Origin of the sequence: Kitasatospora sp. NPDC052868 (assembly GCF_044547105.1) — a bacterium.
GTDB lineage: Bacteria > Actinomycetota > Actinomycetes > Streptomycetales > Streptomycetaceae > Kitasatospora.
Window position 1 is genome coordinate 390,403 of record NZ_JBITZW010000004.1, and the last position, 15,830, is coordinate 406,232.

General features: G+C 71.7%; 15 protein-coding genes. 6 read left to right on the plus strand and 9 right to left on the minus strand.

What is annotated here, in order from left to right:
- Nucleotides 1–13: 13 nt before the first annotated feature.
- The 8 genes from ACIGZJ_RS10415 to ACIGZJ_RS10450 all read right to left on the minus strand — a co-directional run bounded on the left by ACIGZJ_RS10415 (nucleotide 14) and on the right by ACIGZJ_RS10450 (nucleotide 8,901).
- The gene (locus tag ACIGZJ_RS10415; RefSeq protein WP_396456825.1) at nucleotides 14–1,906 is read right to left on the minus strand and encodes a glycoside hydrolase family 15 protein; all 1,893 of its coding nucleotides are present in this window, start codon (nucleotides 1,904–1,906) and stop codon (nucleotides 14–16) included.
- Between the two features lie 32 nt (nucleotides 1,907–1,938).
- Entirely contained in the window at nucleotides 1,939–2,472 is a 534-nt protein-coding gene (locus tag ACIGZJ_RS10420; protein WP_396456826.1) for a hypothetical protein, read from the minus strand.
- Nucleotides 2,473–2,543: 71 nt separating this feature from the next.
- The gene (locus ACIGZJ_RS10425; protein ID WP_396456827.1) at nucleotides 2,544–2,786 is read right to left on the minus strand and encodes a hypothetical protein; all 243 of its coding nucleotides are present in this window, start codon (nucleotides 2,784–2,786) and stop codon (nucleotides 2,544–2,546) included.
- Nucleotides 2,783–3,301 (minus strand): LuxR C-terminal-related transcriptional regulator, encoded by a 519-nt coding sequence (locus ACIGZJ_RS10430; protein ID WP_396456828.1) that lies wholly within the window; start codon nucleotides 3,299–3,301, stop codon nucleotides 2,783–2,785. Before ACIGZJ_RS10430 ends, ACIGZJ_RS10425 begins: the two co-directional genes overlap by 4 nt.
- A gap of 32 nt (nucleotides 3,302–3,333) precedes the next feature.
- Nucleotides 3,334–4,863 carry a Mur ligase domain-containing protein gene (locus tag ACIGZJ_RS10435; RefSeq protein WP_396456829.1) on the minus strand — a complete coding sequence of 510 codons (1,530 nt, stop codon included), beginning with the start codon at nucleotides 4,861–4,863 and terminating at the stop codon, nucleotides 3,334–3,336.
- Between the two features lie 87 nt (nucleotides 4,864–4,950).
- Nucleotides 4,951–6,363 carry a glutamine synthetase family protein gene (locus ACIGZJ_RS10440; RefSeq protein ID WP_396456830.1) on the minus strand — a complete coding sequence of 471 codons (1,413 nt, stop codon included), beginning with the start codon at nucleotides 6,361–6,363 and terminating at the stop codon, nucleotides 4,951–4,953.
- The gene (locus ACIGZJ_RS10445) at nucleotides 6,360–7,853 is read right to left on the minus strand and encodes an amino acid permease (protein WP_396456831.1); all 1,494 of its coding nucleotides are present in this window, start codon (nucleotides 7,851–7,853) and stop codon (nucleotides 6,360–6,362) included. The genes ACIGZJ_RS10440 and ACIGZJ_RS10445 overlap by 4 nt, the downstream gene beginning before the upstream one ends.
- Before the next feature lie 70 nt (nucleotides 7,854–7,923).
- Nucleotides 7,924–8,901, minus strand: a complete 978-nt coding sequence (locus tag ACIGZJ_RS10450; RefSeq protein ID WP_396456832.1) for a hypothetical protein — start codon at nucleotides 8,899–8,901, stop codon at nucleotides 7,924–7,926.
- Nucleotides 8,902–9,266: 365 nt separating this feature from the next.
- Between ACIGZJ_RS10450 and ACIGZJ_RS10455 the strand changes: the two genes are divergently transcribed.
- Nucleotides 9,267–10,598 carry a DNA-binding protein gene (locus ACIGZJ_RS10455; protein ID WP_396456833.1) on the plus strand — a complete coding sequence of 444 codons (1,332 nt, stop codon included), beginning with the start codon at nucleotides 9,267–9,269 and terminating at the stop codon, nucleotides 10,596–10,598.
- A 59-nt stretch (nucleotides 10,599–10,657) separates the two neighbouring features.
- Here the strand turns inward: ACIGZJ_RS10455 and ACIGZJ_RS10460 are convergent, their stop codons facing one another.
- Nucleotides 10,658–11,695 (minus strand): NAD-dependent epimerase/dehydratase family protein, encoded by a 1,038-nt coding sequence (locus tag ACIGZJ_RS10460; RefSeq protein ID WP_396456834.1) that lies wholly within the window; start codon nucleotides 11,693–11,695, stop codon nucleotides 10,658–10,660.
- Between the two features lie 253 nt (nucleotides 11,696–11,948).
- On the opposite strand from ACIGZJ_RS10460, the gene ACIGZJ_RS10465 reads away from it, so the two are divergent.
- From ACIGZJ_RS10465 to ACIGZJ_RS10485, 5 genes are read left to right on the plus strand one after another with little or no spacing between them, the layout of a single operon-like run.
- Entirely contained in the window at nucleotides 11,949–12,089 is a 141-nt protein-coding gene (locus ACIGZJ_RS10465; protein WP_199839802.1) for a hypothetical protein, read from the plus strand.
- A 13-nt stretch (nucleotides 12,090–12,102) separates the two neighbouring features.
- The gene (locus ACIGZJ_RS10470; protein WP_396456835.1) at nucleotides 12,103–13,293 is read left to right on the plus strand and encodes a cupin domain-containing protein; all 1,191 of its coding nucleotides are present in this window, start codon (nucleotides 12,103–12,105) and stop codon (nucleotides 13,291–13,293) included.
- Nucleotides 13,290–14,135, plus strand: a complete 846-nt coding sequence (locus ACIGZJ_RS10475) for an aldo/keto reductase (RefSeq protein WP_396456836.1) — start codon at nucleotides 13,290–13,292, stop codon at nucleotides 14,133–14,135. Before ACIGZJ_RS10470 ends, ACIGZJ_RS10475 begins: the two co-directional genes overlap by 4 nt.
- A complete protein-coding gene (locus tag ACIGZJ_RS10480) occupies nucleotides 14,116–14,964 on the plus strand; it encodes a hypothetical protein (protein ID WP_396456837.1) in 849 nt (282 codons plus the stop codon). Before ACIGZJ_RS10475 ends, ACIGZJ_RS10480 begins: the two co-directional genes overlap by 20 nt.
- Nucleotides 14,965–14,967: 3 nt before the next feature.
- On the plus strand, nucleotides 14,968–15,798 hold the full coding sequence (locus tag ACIGZJ_RS10485) for a hypothetical protein (protein WP_396456838.1): 831 nt from the start codon (nucleotides 14,968–14,970) through the stop codon (nucleotides 15,796–15,798).
- Nucleotides 15,799–15,830 lie beyond the last annotated feature (32 nt).

The window sequence follows — 15,830 nt, forward strand, 5'->3', positions numbered from 1 at the left end:
TCGCCCCCGCCCACTACGCGACCACAGCGGCGGGTGCCACCTGCTCGACAGCTGCCCGGGGGCGGGGCGGTGCGGCCCGTCGAGTCCGGGACCTGGGAGCGAGGCGGACGGCGGCGTCGACCATGCTCCAGTGCGAGAACGCCTGCGGGTAGTTCCCGAGTTGACGCTGGGCGAGGGGGTCGTACTCCTCGGCGAGCAGGCCGAGGTCGCTGCGCAGGGCGAGGAGACGGTCGACCAGCTCGCGAGCCTCGTCGGTGCGGCCGATGGCGGCGAGGTTCTCGGCGAGCCAGAACGAGCAGGCGAGGAAGGCACCCTCGTGGCCGGCTAGCCCGTCCACGTTGGCCCCGGGCGCTTCGTGGGTGGCGTAGCGCAGCACCAGACCGTAGTCGGTGAGTTCGTGCTGGACGGCCTCGATCGTGGCGATGACGCGCTTGTCGTCGGCTGGCAGGAAACCGACCTGGGGGATCAGCAGCAGGGAGGCGTCGAGGGTCTGGCCGGCGTAGTACTGGGTGAACACTCCGCGCTCGTCGGCGCCGTGGGCGCAGACGTCGTGGTGGATCTCCTCGCGCAGCTCGGCGAGGCGGACCAGGACGGCGGGATCGGTGCCGGGGCGGCGCTCCAGCATCCGCAGGGTCCGGTCCACGGCGACCCAGCACATGACCTTGGAGTGCGTGAAGTGGCGTGCTTCGCCTCGGATTTCCCAGATGCCTTCGTCCGGCTCCCGCCAGCGCTGCTCCACCTGGGCGGCGAGTGCAAGGAGCAGGGCGTCGACCTGCGGCGAGGGTGGCAGGCCCGCGTCCTCGGCGAGGAGCAGCGTGTCCGCGAGTTCACCGAACACGTCGAGCTGGAGCTGGCCGACCGCGCCGTTGCCGATCCGCACGGGCCGGGACTCCTCGTACCCGGGCAGGTGGCTCAGGACCTCCTCGTCCAGGTCGGTGTCGCCGTTGATGCGGTAGATCGGCTGAAGGCGCTCGGGGGTGACCGTGTCGGCGATCCAGCGCCGCCAGCGCCGGGCCTCCTCCAGTTGTCCGAGCCGGAGCAGGGCGGCGATGGCCAGCGCGCTGTCGCGCAGCCACACGAACCGGTAGTCCCACTGGCGCTCGCCGCCGAGCTGTTCGGGCAGGGAGGTGGTGGGGGCTGCGATCACGCCGCCGCCGGGGTGGCACATGGCCTTGATGGTGAGGGCGGAGCGCACCACGGCCTCGCGGTACGGGCCCCGGTAGGTGCACCCCCGTGCCCACTGCTCCCAGTACTCCACGGTCGCGTCCAGCTCGGCGAAGGCGTCCGGCGGGATGGGCGCGGGCCTGAAAGAGACCTTCCAGGTGAGCGAGAGCGCGATGCTCTGGTGGGCGTGGAGGGTGACGTCGGCCCGGCACACCCCGTCGCGGTTGACGGTGTGCGAGGGGCCGTCGAGCCAGTACGCGTTCGGGTAGGTGGTCGCCGACAGGCGCGGGGTGCCGTGGTTGAAGCGCTGGATGGTCGGCACAGTGGCGCCGTAGTCGGTGCGGGGGCGGAAGACGGAGGCGACGCGCACCACGCCGCTGACGCACTCGACGATCCGGATGATCTGCGGGTCGGCGTCGTCGGTGACGTCGGGGCCGGGCATGAAGTCGGTGACCGCGAGGATGCCGGTGTCGGTGTCCCACTCCTGGCGCAGGACCATGGTGTCGCCCAGGTACTGGCGTCGGTCGGCAGCCGGCGGGGGCGAGCCGTCGTAGACAGCCGGGCCGACGCGCCAGAAGCCGTACTCTTCGCCGCCGAGCATCGAGGCGAAGACGGCCGGGGAGTCGAAGTCGGGCATACAGGCCCAGTTGATGGCGCCGTCCGGGCGGACCAGGGCGGCGGAGCGCGTGTTGCCGAGGAGGGCGAGGTCCTCGATCCGAAACGGAGCAGGGGCGCGGAGCATGGTCGTCCTGACGTGAGCGGGAGAAGCGGTGGTCAGCCGCGGACGGCGGCAGGGGTGGCGAGCGCGGCGAGGGCGGCGGTGACGGTGCTGGCGAGCGTGTCGGCGACGGGCAGCCACGGCATCAGATTCGCCAGCAGGACGCGGTTGGCCTTCTGAACCGGGTCGGTCGGATCGCACCCAACGACCACTGTTCCGCCGTACGGGGAGAAGAGGCCGGCCTCGTAGCAGTCGTGCACGCGCACGTGGCCGAGCGGGTTCCAGAACAGGACGACGCTGGCGCGGCGGATGTTGGTGTCCTGCCAGCCGAAGGGGGCCCACACGGCGTAGGGGTCGGTGGCGGGGTTGCGGGAGGGGCGCGGGTTGAGGACGGTGCCCTCGAAGCCGGCGCTCGCCAGCAGGTCGACCGCCTCCAACTGCCAGTCCGGGCAGCCGATGGTCGCCCCGGCGAGGAACACCGACGACAGGCCGTCCGGCTCGAACGGCTCCGGCGCCTCGATGTAGCGCAGTCGTTCCGGTCCGCCGTTGCGGCGGCCGGGGGCACGCTGGTGGGTGGGTGGTGTGGTCATCTGGTCTCTATGCTCGAAGGGGTGCGGCCCTGGCCCGAAACGGCCGCCATGGGTGGTGCGGGTCGTGCTGCTCAGCCGGACCGGCGGGTGCCGGTGCGGCCGGGGTCGTTCGGGGGCGGCGTGCGGTGGTTGACCAGGCGGTCGGCGACGCCGAGCGTGGTCAAGGCCGCTGCGGCGAAGATGCCGAGGTAGACCGGCTGACCAAGGGTGTCAAGGTGCCCCAGCAGGTAGACGGTGCAGCCGCCGACGACCACGCCGAGCAGGAAGCAGACCAGGCCGAGCGCGATCCGCCCGGGGTTCGGCCGGGCGCTCACGGTGCCACGCTCCTTGACCCGGCAGTGCGGGCGAGAGGTTCAGCTGGCCATGCGGGGTCGATGTCGCTCAGCAACACCAACTCGGCGAGCACCCCGACGACGACGGCCTGGGGCTGGGAGTCGACGTTCAACGTGTTGAGGAGGGTCTTGGTGTAGCTGCGCATAGTCGTCGGGGAGATGCCGAAGTCCGCGGTCAGCTCCGGGGTGCTGCGACCGCCCGCCCAGCCGCGAAGGACCTGCGACAGCCGGGGGGTGAGGGAGGGCTTGGCGGTCAGGGCACCGCTGGGGTGCACGGGCTGGGTGACGATCCGCTGGGCGGTGGCCCAGCCCGCGAGCTGGAGCACCGTGCGGGTGCCGGTCGTGACGAGGACCGCCTCGATCGCGCTGCGGACGTCGCCCAGGCGTAGCCGTGTCTCGGGGTCGGCGACGATCTGCTCGAAGCTGGCGCCGGCGGAGGCCAGGACGATCAGCCGAAGCTCGGCGGCGGCGAGAGCGGGCAAGGGGGCGACGGACACAGCGGCGTCTCCAACAGAACGGTTCGGACGGTTCACAGGTGCTGCGGGATCGGCGCACCCGGCGCCGCCAGGTGGAGCAGCAGCCGGGCCCCGAGCTGCTCGGACCGCCCGGTGCCGACGACCAGGACCAGGTCGCCTTCGGCGGCCAGGGCGCTGATGCGCTGCTCGGGGCCGGGCTCGCACGGGCCGGAGCGGGCGCGCTGGACCTTGTCGTCGCCGAGCTTGCGACGGGCAGCCTGCTCGATGGCGTCCAGCGGGTCGGGCACGGCGTGGTGGACCAGTGGAGTGCTGACTGGCAGCAGCAGCGCGTGGTCGACGCCTTCGAGTGCGGCGCCGAGTTCGGCCGCGTGCTCGCTGGTACGGGCGATGCCGTCCGGCTCCAGGACGACGAGCAGGGAGCCCTCGGTGAGCATCCGGGCGGCCTCCACGTCCTGGGCGACCTCGCGCGGATGCCGGGCCCGGGAGTCGACCACCGCGACGCCACGCTGCGATCCGACTGTGGAGAGCGAGCGCTCAACGCCGTGGAAGGAGGCGGCGCGTTCGGCGACGGCCTGCGGGTCCTCGCCGAGGACCAAGGCGGTGGCGATGGCGGCGCACACGGCGAGCGCGTGGTGGCGGCCGGCCACCGGGAGGACGAAGGCGTGGTCCGTCTCCTGGTAGCGCAGGACGACGCGGAAGTCCGTACCGGTCCAGCGCGGAGTCATGATCCAGATGGTGGAGGCGGGGTCGGTGCCCACCGTGACCACCCGCTGGCCGGGAACGGGCCGGTCGCCAAGGCGTTCGCGCAGGTTCACCACGCTGGTGTCCCAGGTCGGCAGGACGACCACGCTCGCGGTGCGGGCGAGCCGCTCGGTGGCGTCGAGCCCGGCCACGTTGTCCTCGAAGTGCGGGGCGTTGGCGCTGGTGGCGAGGATCAGGGCGGCGGCGAACTTGGGCTCGGTCGTCAGGAAGTGCGGGGCGGGGCGGTGCTGCCAGGCTCCGGGCGGAGCGGCCTCGTGGGTGCCGGCGTCCGGGCACAGGTCCACGACGATCCGGCTGCCGTCTCCCGCGTGTCCGGCGGCGCCGTCGCGGGCCGGGGCGGTCAGCACCCAGCCCGTCCGCCCGTCGTCGAGGACGTGCGCGAGGGCCGCTGCCGCAGTCGCGGTGCTGTGGCTGCCCGCCACGGCCACCGCCCCGGCACCGGACTGAACCGAGAGGGCCTTGAGAGCGACGGCACGTCCGATGACCGGCAGCCGCAGCACCTGGGCGCGGTCCAGCTCGGGGTGCGGCCCGGCGACGACGCCCGACCACACCACCGCCGTACGGTCGGTGCGCACGTGCCCGGCGTCGAATCCGACGAGGACCCGGACGCCCGCCGCTTCGAGGGCAGCGACGACGGGGCTGTTCCGGGCGGCCTCGGGGATGCTGCCGGTGACGTCGGCGCCGGCCTCGGCCAGCCACCGGGCCAGGCCCTCCATGCCGGGGGCGGCGACGTCGACCAGGTGCACGGCCGCCAGCAGGCCGGGCACGGCCGGAAGCGGGGTGGTTCCGGCAGCGGTCTCGGGGCGGGTGGTGGTGTCCATGGTGTTCTCCAACGGGGAAGCGTGGTGTGGGGGTTGGGTCCGGGCCGGGCGCGGGGAGGGGGATTCGACCCGCGACCGGCCCGGGGCTCATGCCTGGACGAGACCGCGCTCGACCTCGGCGGTGGTGACCACACGGGCGTGGTGGTCCAGGTCCATGCGGGCGATCCGGGCCAGGTGCGCGACCACCGGTTCCTCCAGCAGCTCACCGGCCAGTGCGCTGGCCTCGAAAGCGGCGACGGCCTCCTCCAGCGACTGCGGCACCCGCGGCACATCGCGCTGCTCGTAGGCGTCGCCGCTGACAGCGGGCGGGGGCTTGAGGCCGGCCTCGATGCCGTGCCGGATGCCGGCGAACACCGCGGCCAGGGCGAGCATCGGATTGGCGTCCGCACCCGGCAGCCGCACCTCCAGCCGCAGACTGCGGCCGTGGCCGACCACTCGAACCGCGCACGTCCGGTTGTCCCGGCCCCACGTGAGCCGGGCCGGTGCGAAGGAGTGCGGCTGCAGGCGCTTGTAGCTGTTCACGTACGGCGCCCAGAGCGGGGCAACCTCGGGCAGCACGGCCAGCAGCCCGGCCACCGCCTGCCCGCCGAGCTCCGACAGCTCGATCCCGTCCACCGGGTTGGCGGCCAGCACCGGGCGGTCGTCGAAATCGGCCAGCGACACGTGCAGGTGCATCCCCGATCCGATGCCGGTGGACGGGGCAGCCATGAACGACGCCGTCAACCCGGACTCGTCCGCGACCGTAGGGGCGGCGTGCTTGAACAGCACGTGCTGCTCGCACGCCGCCACCGCCTCCCCGTACGGGAAGGTGACCTCGACCTGACCGGGCGCGCCTTCGCCCTTGACGGCTTCGACCGGCAGGCCGGCGGCGGACAGGACCTGGCGGAGCCTGCGGCCGAACTCCCGCACCGTGGCCGGCTGGTCGAGTGCGTAGTCGCGGTTGTCCCAGACCGCGGGGCGAAGGCCCCGCCAGCCGGAGGCCGCCGCGTCCCGGGCAGTGCCCTCGTAGAGTACGAACTCCGTCTCTACCCCCACTGCCGGCACCAGGCCGAGCCCGGCGAGCCGGTGCAGCTGCTCGGCCAGCACCGTGCCCGGGGCCAGCGGGTGCGGGTACCCACCGCTGACCGGTTCGGCGAGCACCAGCGCGGTGCCCGGCAGCCACGGCAGCAGCCGGGCCCGCCCGGTGTAGGGCAGCAGAGCGACGTCGCCGAACCCGGACTGCCAGGAGAATGGCCCGCTGACCGCCGGGGTCATGCCCAGGTCGGTGCCGAGCACGTACGCGCACATCTCCGGTGACAGCACCCCCGACCGCAGCCGCTCCACCAGCTGGGCCGCGCCGTACTCCTTGCCCTTGAGCCGGCCCTGCGCGTCGACCGTCGCCAGTAGCACCGTGTCGAGGCCGAAGGCGGACACCAGCTGCTCCAGCGGCCCGGTCGGCGAGAGCGCCGCCCTCGGGAGCTTGGCCGCGCGGGAGCGGGCGGCCCGCATCGTCGCCCTCATACGATCTGCGCCTCGACCCGGGCCAGGTGCGGGTCGGCCACCACCGGGACAGAGAACTTTTGGCCGGCCAGCTTCCACCACACCCACGCCAGCACGAGGACCACGGCCAACGTGATGGGCGCGTAGTTGAACGTCTCGACGGTCACGGGGGCGCGCTGCGGCAGGCACACCAGCACCGTCAGGATCACGACCCACACCACGGCGGCGATCCCGATCGGCCTGCTCCACCGGCCCAGGTTCCACGGCCCGGGGGCGAACCTGTCGCCCTGCCGCAGCCGCAGGTAGACGGGGATGATGTAGGAGGGGCTCATCCCGATGACGTTCACGGCCGTCACCGCGCCGTAGGCGACCGGAGACCAGAGCGACGGGACGGCCAGGACGAAGGCGACCGAGACCGCCAGCCACACCGCTGGCACCGGCACACCGCCCGCCGAGACCCGCCGCCACGTCGCCGAGCCGGGCAGCGCACCGTCCCGCGAGAAGGCATAGATCATGCGCGACGCGGCGGTGGTCTCCGCGCTGCCGCAGAACAGCTGGGCCCCGATCACGACGAGCAGCAGCAGCTTCGCGCCGGTCGCCCCGACCGCGTCCTGGAAGATCTGTGCGGGCGGCACGGCGGCGGCAGACGCGCCGGCGTAGTCCTGGACGGCGAACAACAAACCGGCCAACAACACCGTGCCCGCCAGCAGGGAGACCCAGATCGAGCGGACGATGCCGCGCGGTGCGGCGAGCCTGGCGTCCTTGGTCTCCTCCGACAGGTGCGCGGAGGCGTCGTAGCCGCAGAACGTGTACCCACCCAACAACAGCCCGATGGCGCTCACGTAGATGGGGTTGGACCAGCCGGTGCCGTTCTCGAAGTGCGTGAACACCCAGCCCACGGACTGGTGATTGGCGGGGACGACGGTGAGCACGCCGACGATCAGCGCGACGCCCAGCAGGTGCCACCACACCGAGACGGAGTTGAGCAGGCTCACGACGCGGACCCCGACGACGTTCAGCAGGGCGTGCAGCACCAGGACCCCCGCGAAGATCGTCAGGATCAGGCCCGGCGTCGGGGCGACCCCCCACTGCAGCCCGGCGAACGCGGCGATGAAGCTGGCGGCGCCGTAGTCGATGCCGGCGATCCCGCCCAACAACCCGAGCAGGTTCAACCAGCCGGTCGTCCAGCCCCACCGCGGACCGCCGAGCCGCTGGGCCATGTAGTAGAGACCACCGGAGGTGGGGTAGGCGCTGGTGACCTCGGCGAGCGCCGCGCCGACCAGAAGGACGGCCATACCGACGGCGACCCAGCCCCACATCATCACGGCCGGGCCGCCCGTCACCAGCCCGAACCCGAACAGGGTCATGCAGCCGCTGAGCACGCTGATCACGGAAAAGCTGACCGCGAAGTTGCCGAACCCGCCCATCCTGCGGACGAGTTCGGGCTCGTAGCCGAGAGAGCGAAGATGTTGGTCCTCGGGTCCGGACGCGGTGCGCGGGTGCCAGGACATGGCGAAACCTCCAGAGGAAGAGGGGGATCGGGCCCGGCGCGGGGCCGGGCGGAAGGCTGGTCGGTGGCGGTCAGCCGGCGACGGCGTAGGACTGGTTCATCGCCTGCCGCAGCAGGTCGCCCGGTCGGTCCGCCAGGCTCTGCCAGGGCTGCAAGGAGATGAACGGGTCCATCTCGGAGAAGACCTCGGCCGCCTCCCGGCGTTGGCGACTCGCCCAGAGCGCGTGCGCGAGGTGACTCTCGTCCACCACCGGCCATCGCACTCCCCGCGCGAGCGCGGCCCGCCAGTTCCCGAAGGCACGCAGCACCGTGTCGCGGACCGTCTCGTCGTCCGTCCACTGCAGCTGGACCGCCTCCTTGCGCTCGGCGCGGCGGTAGCGGTCGACGTACAGGTACAGCGGCAGCGCGTGGAGGGCGGAACCGCCCGGGGCGCTGGGCAGGTAGGTGGCCAGAAACTCGGTCGCCGGGCCAACCTCATTACGGGCCAGCCAGAAGCGGAGCATCCGGTGGAACGCTTCCCGACCCCACGGGTCGGTCCGGCGGGCCTGGTCGAACAGCCCCCACGGACCGGGCGGGAGCATCTGGTCCGGAGCCGAAACCTTGTGTTCGAGCCGCGCCTGCCGGAGGTCCAGTTGCGCGAGGGTGAGTAGCCCGAGCCACGGCACGGGATCGCCCCCGAGCACCGAAGCTGCCAGCCAGCACCACCGCCGCGCACCGCCTTCGAGCGCCACGGCGTCCGGCGAGTCCGGCTGCCGCTGGCCGGCCAGCAGCGCCTGGTCGACAGCAACACGGGCGTGCAGCGTCGTCAGACCGAACGCGGCGGGCTCCTCGGCGCCCCAGTGGCGCAGGACATCGTTGTGGCCGGCCACCGCCCCAAGGACCTGGGTGCGCGACGCCCACAAACCGGGATTGCCCCAAGAGCTGGCCAGAAGCGCGCGTGTCGACCACCACTGCCCTTGTCGCAGCTCCTCTACCGACGCGCGCAGTTCACCGTCGTGACCGGCGGGGTGTTGCACGAGCTGATCGGCAGCTGTGGGTGCTGATGGCATGACCTGTTCCCCCTTCGTGGTCTGTCGAGTGCCGTCCCCAACCAGCCGGTGAACCGAAGACGTGGGCAGGACAGGCGGCAGAAAGCCGGATGCACCTTCGGTCGAGCAGGCAGACGGGAGCTGACTGGATCACCTCGCGGACTGCGGTTCAGTGATCGGCGACTCACTGTCTCGTTTTGGTCAGAGCAGCGCCACGACAGCCGGGTGGCATCTGTCGGATAGCGATGTCAGCAACACGTCATCGAGACGTCATCTCGTCAGATCGCGCTGTGGAGAGGCTTCTTGTCGGGTACTGCTAGAACCAGGCTCTCCCCGCGCAGGTCGCGGCCGGGCCAGGTTGAGACCACGGGGGCGGAGGCTGCGAAATGGCGAACAAGACGCTACTGGGTGCCCTGATCGAGAAGGAGGGATGGGAATTCCCCGACTTTCAAAGGGAATTCAGGGCTGCCGGGAACGAGCTGGCGCGCAACCTCAAGGACCCGCGGTTTCGCAACCTGGACATGTCGGAGGCGACGTACCGGCGCTGGGTCGCGGGGACGGTCAGCCGGCCGACAGGGGTGTTCTTGCAGACGATCCAGCACCTGTTCGACGACAGGCCGATCGCCGAACTCCTCGCTCCACCCCGCGAGGGAGATCCAACTGCACTATCCCGGCAAGACCTTGAAAGAGAACTCGCGATGACCGCACGTGAAGCATCCGACCACGCCGCTTCCGTTGCGTCCGCCTTCCTCTCCGACCTGTCCATAGAACAGGTCCAGGAAGACGTGCGCCGACTTGCCCGCACCTACAACAATCGGCCGCCGTTCGACGTGCTCCGCGAAGCCCGGCAGCTTCGGGCAGATGCCGAGGAGCTCCTGGATCGCACCCACATTCCCGAGCAGCGGCAGCAGCTGCTGATCGCGATCGGCCAGACGACGGCCTTGCTCGCCATGACGGCATTCGACCTCGGCTCCCTGGGCGAAGCCACCCGGCTTGCCCGGTCCGCCGGCATGTACGCGGAAGCCACCCGCTTCAACCCCCTGGCCGCGTTCGCAGCAGGCACGCTCGGCATGCTCGCCTACTGGGAGGGCCGCCCCGGCGAGGCGATCCGCTTCATCCGCCAAGCCAACTCCTTCACAGGGGTCGGTGCGGCCGGCCGGACCCGCATCGCCGCCATCGAGGCCAGGGCTTACGGTCACCTCGGCGACCGGCAACGAGCGACGACTGCGGTCGAGCGTGCACTCGACCTCGACCCCGCAGAAGTGGATGACCTCCACGACGAGGTCGCCGGGGAGTTCCTCCACGGCCCGGAGCGGATCTCGCGCTCGCACGGCACCACGTTCCTGCTCCTGCGGGACGGCGCGGGTGCCCAGGAGCACGCCCGGCGTGTGCTGGAGCTTCAGGCTGCGCTGCCCGAGGCGCAGCGGATTCCCCGGATCGAGGCGGAGGCGCGGGCCGACCTTGCGGCGGCGCTGATCCTCGACAACGAACTGGACGAGGCCGCGGAGGTGCTGGAGCCCATCGCGGCGCTCGCCCCCGAGCGTCGCGCCGCAGGGCTGGTCGAGCGAGTCGTCCACGTCGGCCGCCTTCTCTCCACGGAGCCCGTCAGGACCTCACCTGGCGCCATCGCGCTCAAGGAAGCGCTGGAGGAGTACACCCGGGTAGCCGCCCCGAGGCAGATCGTCGGTGGCAGCGTCGCACGACTGGCTATCGAATAAGCACCGCAGTTCGGTAGGGGTGGGGCGGGTCGGCAGCGTGCCGGTCCGCCCCACTGCGGTCAGCGCGGCGAACCGACGGCAGCCAGGATCTCCCGTTCCCGACCCGGGGCGATGCCGTGGGCGGACGCGCGGGGGTGCGGTACCGGTGAGTTGCCAGCCCGGAGCCACTCCCAGGTGTCCCGCACCGTCTCCTCCAGAGGGCGGCAGGTGAAGCCGGCAGCGTAGGCGGGTTCGGAGTCGACCAGCCAGACGCCCTCGTTGGTCCGCCACAACGGCAGCTCCGTCCACTGCCGCACCCCGTGCTCCAGCAGCGCCCCGTCCGGCACCCAGCGCAGTTGACCCCGGTTGCCCGTTACGTCCAGGCATGCCTGGAGGAAGCTGCCCATTGTGTCCCGCCCGATCGGCGCGGTCACGTTGTGGACGCCGCCGCCTGGCCGCTCAGCGGCGTCGACGGCGAAGCGCGCGACGTCGCGCACGTCGACCGGCTGGATGGTCTTGCCCGCGCTGCCGGGCGCGAGGATCTCGCCGCCTTGCTCGGCCCGCCGGAGCCACCACGGTAGGCGGCCGACGTACTCACCCGGACCCAGGATCACCCCAGGTCGAAGCAGCCAGGACCGGTCGGCGCCGAAGGTCTCGACCACGGCCCGCTCGCCGCCGGCCTTCTGCCGCCCGTAGTGGAGATCGGGGCCCAGCCAGCCCTCCGGGTTCCGGCCGTAGTCGCTCCCGGCATCGGCGGGCCCGTCCATCAACGGGTCACCGACCTTGAGCGGGTGGTCCGGCCACCCCGCGTACACCGAGACCGTCGAGACGTAGACGTAGCGGTCGGTGGTGCTCTCCAGCGCCCGTGCACCCGCGAGCACCACCTTCGGCGGCTGCTCGCCGGCCGAGGTGTCGATCACCGCGTCCCACGGACCCTGCGCAGCCAGCCGGGTCAAGTCCTCGACCGACGTCCGGTCTCCCAGCACCTGCCGTACGCCGGGCAGAGCAACTCCCGACCGCCCCCGGTTGAACGTCGTCACACTCCAGCCCCGCCCCAGCGCCTCCTCGACCACAGCCTTGCCCAGAAACCAGCCTCCACCGACCACCAAGATGTCCATGCCCGGCATCCTGCCCAGAACCGGTGCCCGCTGGCCACCCCGTGGCAGCGCCCGGGCCAAGTTGCGGCAGGTCGGGGCCGTGATCGTGGCGAAGATGACACCCCGATGGCACCCGTGTGCGAATTCGCTCGCCAGGTGACAGGCAGACGCCATGGCCCTGCCATCCGTTACTCGGAAGACTTGGCCGCTCACCCGCTGCGACTTCGTCCGGCTTCCCGGAGGACCGAGCAGCGCCAAGGGGAGAGGAGATCCGATGGAGAGCACCGCACCTGCGGTCCAGCCGGAGGAGGAGGGCGGCCTGCTGGTCGCCGTCCGTGGCATCCGGGCCGCGCGTTCCCGTGCCGACGTGCCGTCCGACAACACGGGCGGCAAGTCCGACCAGAACGACACCTGAGAGACCGCCCACGATGCATGAGACCGCCTCGTGGGCGGTGCGCCTGGGTGGGGACCAGTTCCTCACCCAGGCGCTCCACCGCTCCTACGCCGTGATCCCCGCCGGGAGCGCCGACACCGCTCCCCTCTTGTCCTGGGACGACCTCAACACCATCCTCGCCACCCACCGCATCGACCCGCCCCGACTGCGGCTCTCGCAGGACGGTGAGACCGTCCCCGTCGGCCGGTACTCGACCCCCGCCACCAACCGGCGCGGGGCGACCTGGAATCGGCTGCACCCGGCCCAGCTCCACGCCAGGCTCGCCGAGGGCGCCTCGCTCGTGGTGGACGCGATCGACGAGATCCACCCGCCGATCCGTACCGCCGCCGAAGCGCTGGAGCGCTTCATCGGCACGCCCGTGCAGACCAACCTCTACGCCTCCTGGACCGAGCAGGAGGGCTTCGGCCGGCACTGGGACGACCACGACGTGGTCGTCGTCCAGCAGTACGGGGCGAAGCGCTGGCGGCTGTGGCAGCCGACCCGGCAGGCCCCGACCTTCCGCGACGTGGACTCCCCGGAGGAACCCGAGGGCGAGCCGGTCGCGGACTTCGTCCTCCACCCGGGCGACGTCCTGTACCTGCCGCGCGGCTGGTGGCACAGCGTCACCGCCGACCAGGGCAGCGAGTCGCTGCACCTCACCTTCGGACTGGTCGCCCAGACCGGCGCCACGCTCCTCGGCTGGCTGGTGGACGAGCTGCACGAGAGCCCCGCTGTAAGGACGGACGTCCCACTCCACGCCGCAGCGGACGAGAAGGCTGCCTACCTGGCCGACCTGCGGACCGCGGTGCTCACCGCGCTGTCAGACCCCGACCTGATCGACCGTTGGGGTTGGTCCTCCGGTACCACCCACTTCGGCCGACCGGCCCCATCCCTGCCCTACGTGGAGTCTCTCCCCGCGGACAGGGAAATCACGGTGCGGATCACCGCCCCGCGCGCCGACCTCGCCAGCAACCCGGCCGCCGGGACCGTCACCCTGTCCGCAGCCGGAACCGCGTGGGACTTCTCCGAGCGCGCCGCGCCCGTCCTACAAGCCCTGCTGACCGGAGACACGGTCAGCATCGGGGCCCTCGCCGACATCGCCGACCTGGAGGTCAAGGACGTGGCCGGCGTCCTGACCGCCCTCGTCCAGGGCCAGGCCCTCGCCGTCGTCGGGGTCGGCCGGTGAGCCCGGATCTCGGCCTGGGGACCTACCGGGTGCGCGCCGTCGGCGAAGCGGCGCGCACCGCCCTCGCAGCCGGGGCGAAGTGGATCGACACCGCCCCCAACTACGCCCACGGCCGGGCACACCACGATCTGGCCCCGGTGCTCGCCGAGCACCCGACCGTCAAGGTGACGACGAAGACCGGCTTCTACCCGGACGGCCGCCACAGCCTCGCCCCCGCCGACGTCCGCGCTCAGACCGAGGAATCGCTCGCCGCCCTCGGTCGTGCCGACATCGTCTTCGTTCACAACCCCGAACGGTCTGCCCACGACCGGCAGCAGCTGCACCACAACCTCCGCGCCGCGTTCGCCGTGTTGGAGGAGTTCGCGCAGGCCGGCCGTATCGGGGGGTACGGCGTCGCCACCTGGGCCGGCTTCACCAACCAGGCGTTCACCGTCGCCGAGCTGCTCGTTCTGGCCGGGGAGGCGGCCGGGTCGGCGAACCACCGTCTCGCTGGCGTCCAGCTGCCGGTCAGTCTCGTCATGGCCGAGCCCATCACTCAGGCCCTCGACGGAGGTGGGCCGCTCGTTCACGCGCGCGATGCCGGGATCACGACGTTCGCCTCCGCACCCCTGCACGGAGGCGAACTGCCAGGTCTGATGACACCCGAACTGGTGAACCTCATCCAACCGGGATCGACCTCGCACACCGCCGCATTCCAGCTCATCGGTGCCTGCCCCGCGCTGGATGTCGTCCTGACCTCGACCAGCACCCTCCAGCACTGGGAGGATGCCCGGGACGCTCTCGCCCGGCCGATCCGCGACGCACGACTCAGGACGGTGCTCGATGTCCTTTCAGCCGAATGACGACACCCGGCACGATCTGACGGCAGCCCACCAGAAGGCCGCCGGATTCCTCGGCCTGGTGTGCACCGGACCGGCGGTCTTCGGCACCTCCGGAATCACCGTCGGCCGCCCGGCCGAGAACGTCTGGCTCCGTGTCTCCAGAAGCAGCCGCCGCAGGGCGCCCCGGCCGACCGGCCAGGGCGCCCTCGGAGCTGAACAGCTCGTACCCGCCTCCGTCCCGCGCCCCCGGCTCCACGAGACCGTTGACTGGACGGAGGCCGACTGGTTCTACCAGGCCGACGTCTTCGATCTGGTCGGTCCCGCGATCTCCTCGACCCCGGACCTCCGCGCCGACCCCGGCCTGGGCGACAGCTGGTGGACCGGGCTGCGGAACGCACTGGCCGGCATCGCGGAAGCACCGGGCACGAAGATCACGCTGCGCCAGACGTGGGTTGACGAGGTCTTCCCGAAGTACCTCGGCATCCCGGCCCCGGCCGACATCGAGCGGACCACCGGGCACGGTGATCTCCAGTGGGCCAACCTGACCGCCCAGCCGCTCAAGATCCTCGACTGGGAGCGCTGGGGTCAGGTGCCGGTGGGCTACGACCCGGCGGTCCTGTGGGTCAGCAGCCTCCTCGTGCCCGCCGTCGCGGACCGTATCCGTACGGAGTTCGCCGACATCCTCGACACCTCGGCCGGGCGCGTGGGTCAGCTCATCGCAATTGCGGAGATGCTCCAGGCCGTTGACCGGGGGTACTACCCGGAACTCGCCCCGCTCCTCGCCGAGCGGGCACGTGAGCTGACCGGTGTCGCCCCGCCGCAGGGCACCGACGCCGGCCTCGTCCGGTAGACCGTGGACCTCCGGCAGGAGCCCGTCGATCACGTCCTGGACCAGGTGGAGCAGAGCCTCGGCACGAGGCTGGACCGGCGAAGCGTGGTGCGTAAGCGCCGGACGGTCGGAGCTGGCACCGACCGCGGCACCTGGGCCCGGGTCGAACGCCGGCCCTGGGAGCGGGCGCGGGAACAGGGCTGGGACGGATACGAAGCCGCAGCGGCGTTGCCCGGCGTGGCGATGCCCCGCTGGCACGGGTCGACGACATGGCAGGACCCGGACGACCGGGCGATCTGGCACGTGGACGAGACCTCGCTGCTGCCCGACCTCCCGGTCGGAGCCGCGGTGGTGAACGTCGACCCGGAGCTGCCGGACGATTGGTGGCGCTCGCTGAACGCCTCGCTGGCAGAGCTGGCCCTTCAACGAACGGCCCGCGTGGCGGCCCCGGACACCGAACAGATCACGCAGCAGCTGGTCGACGACACAATCAAGGCCGCCTTTCCTGGAGCGCACGACACTCGGGTGAACCAGTGGTGTCCTGCTCACGCCGACCTGAACTGGGCGAACATCACCGGCCCTCGTGAGTTCTGCATGCTCGACTGGGAGGACTGGGGAATGGCGCCACGCGGACTCGACTCGGCGTCGCTGTACGCCGCCTCCCTCGCCGTACCGGCGCTCGCGGACCGGGTGCGCGAGGAGCGCCGGGCAGACCTTGAGAGCCGCGACGGGATGGTGATGCAGCTGTTCGTGCTGGCGAAGATCGTCGGACCACACGCCGGTCCGAACGACCCGCGAACGGGGCTGGCGCACCGGGATGCTGCCCGGCTGATCCGCGCTCTCCAGGGGGACTGAACGTCTACCTGCCGGCAAGGCACCAACGTCAG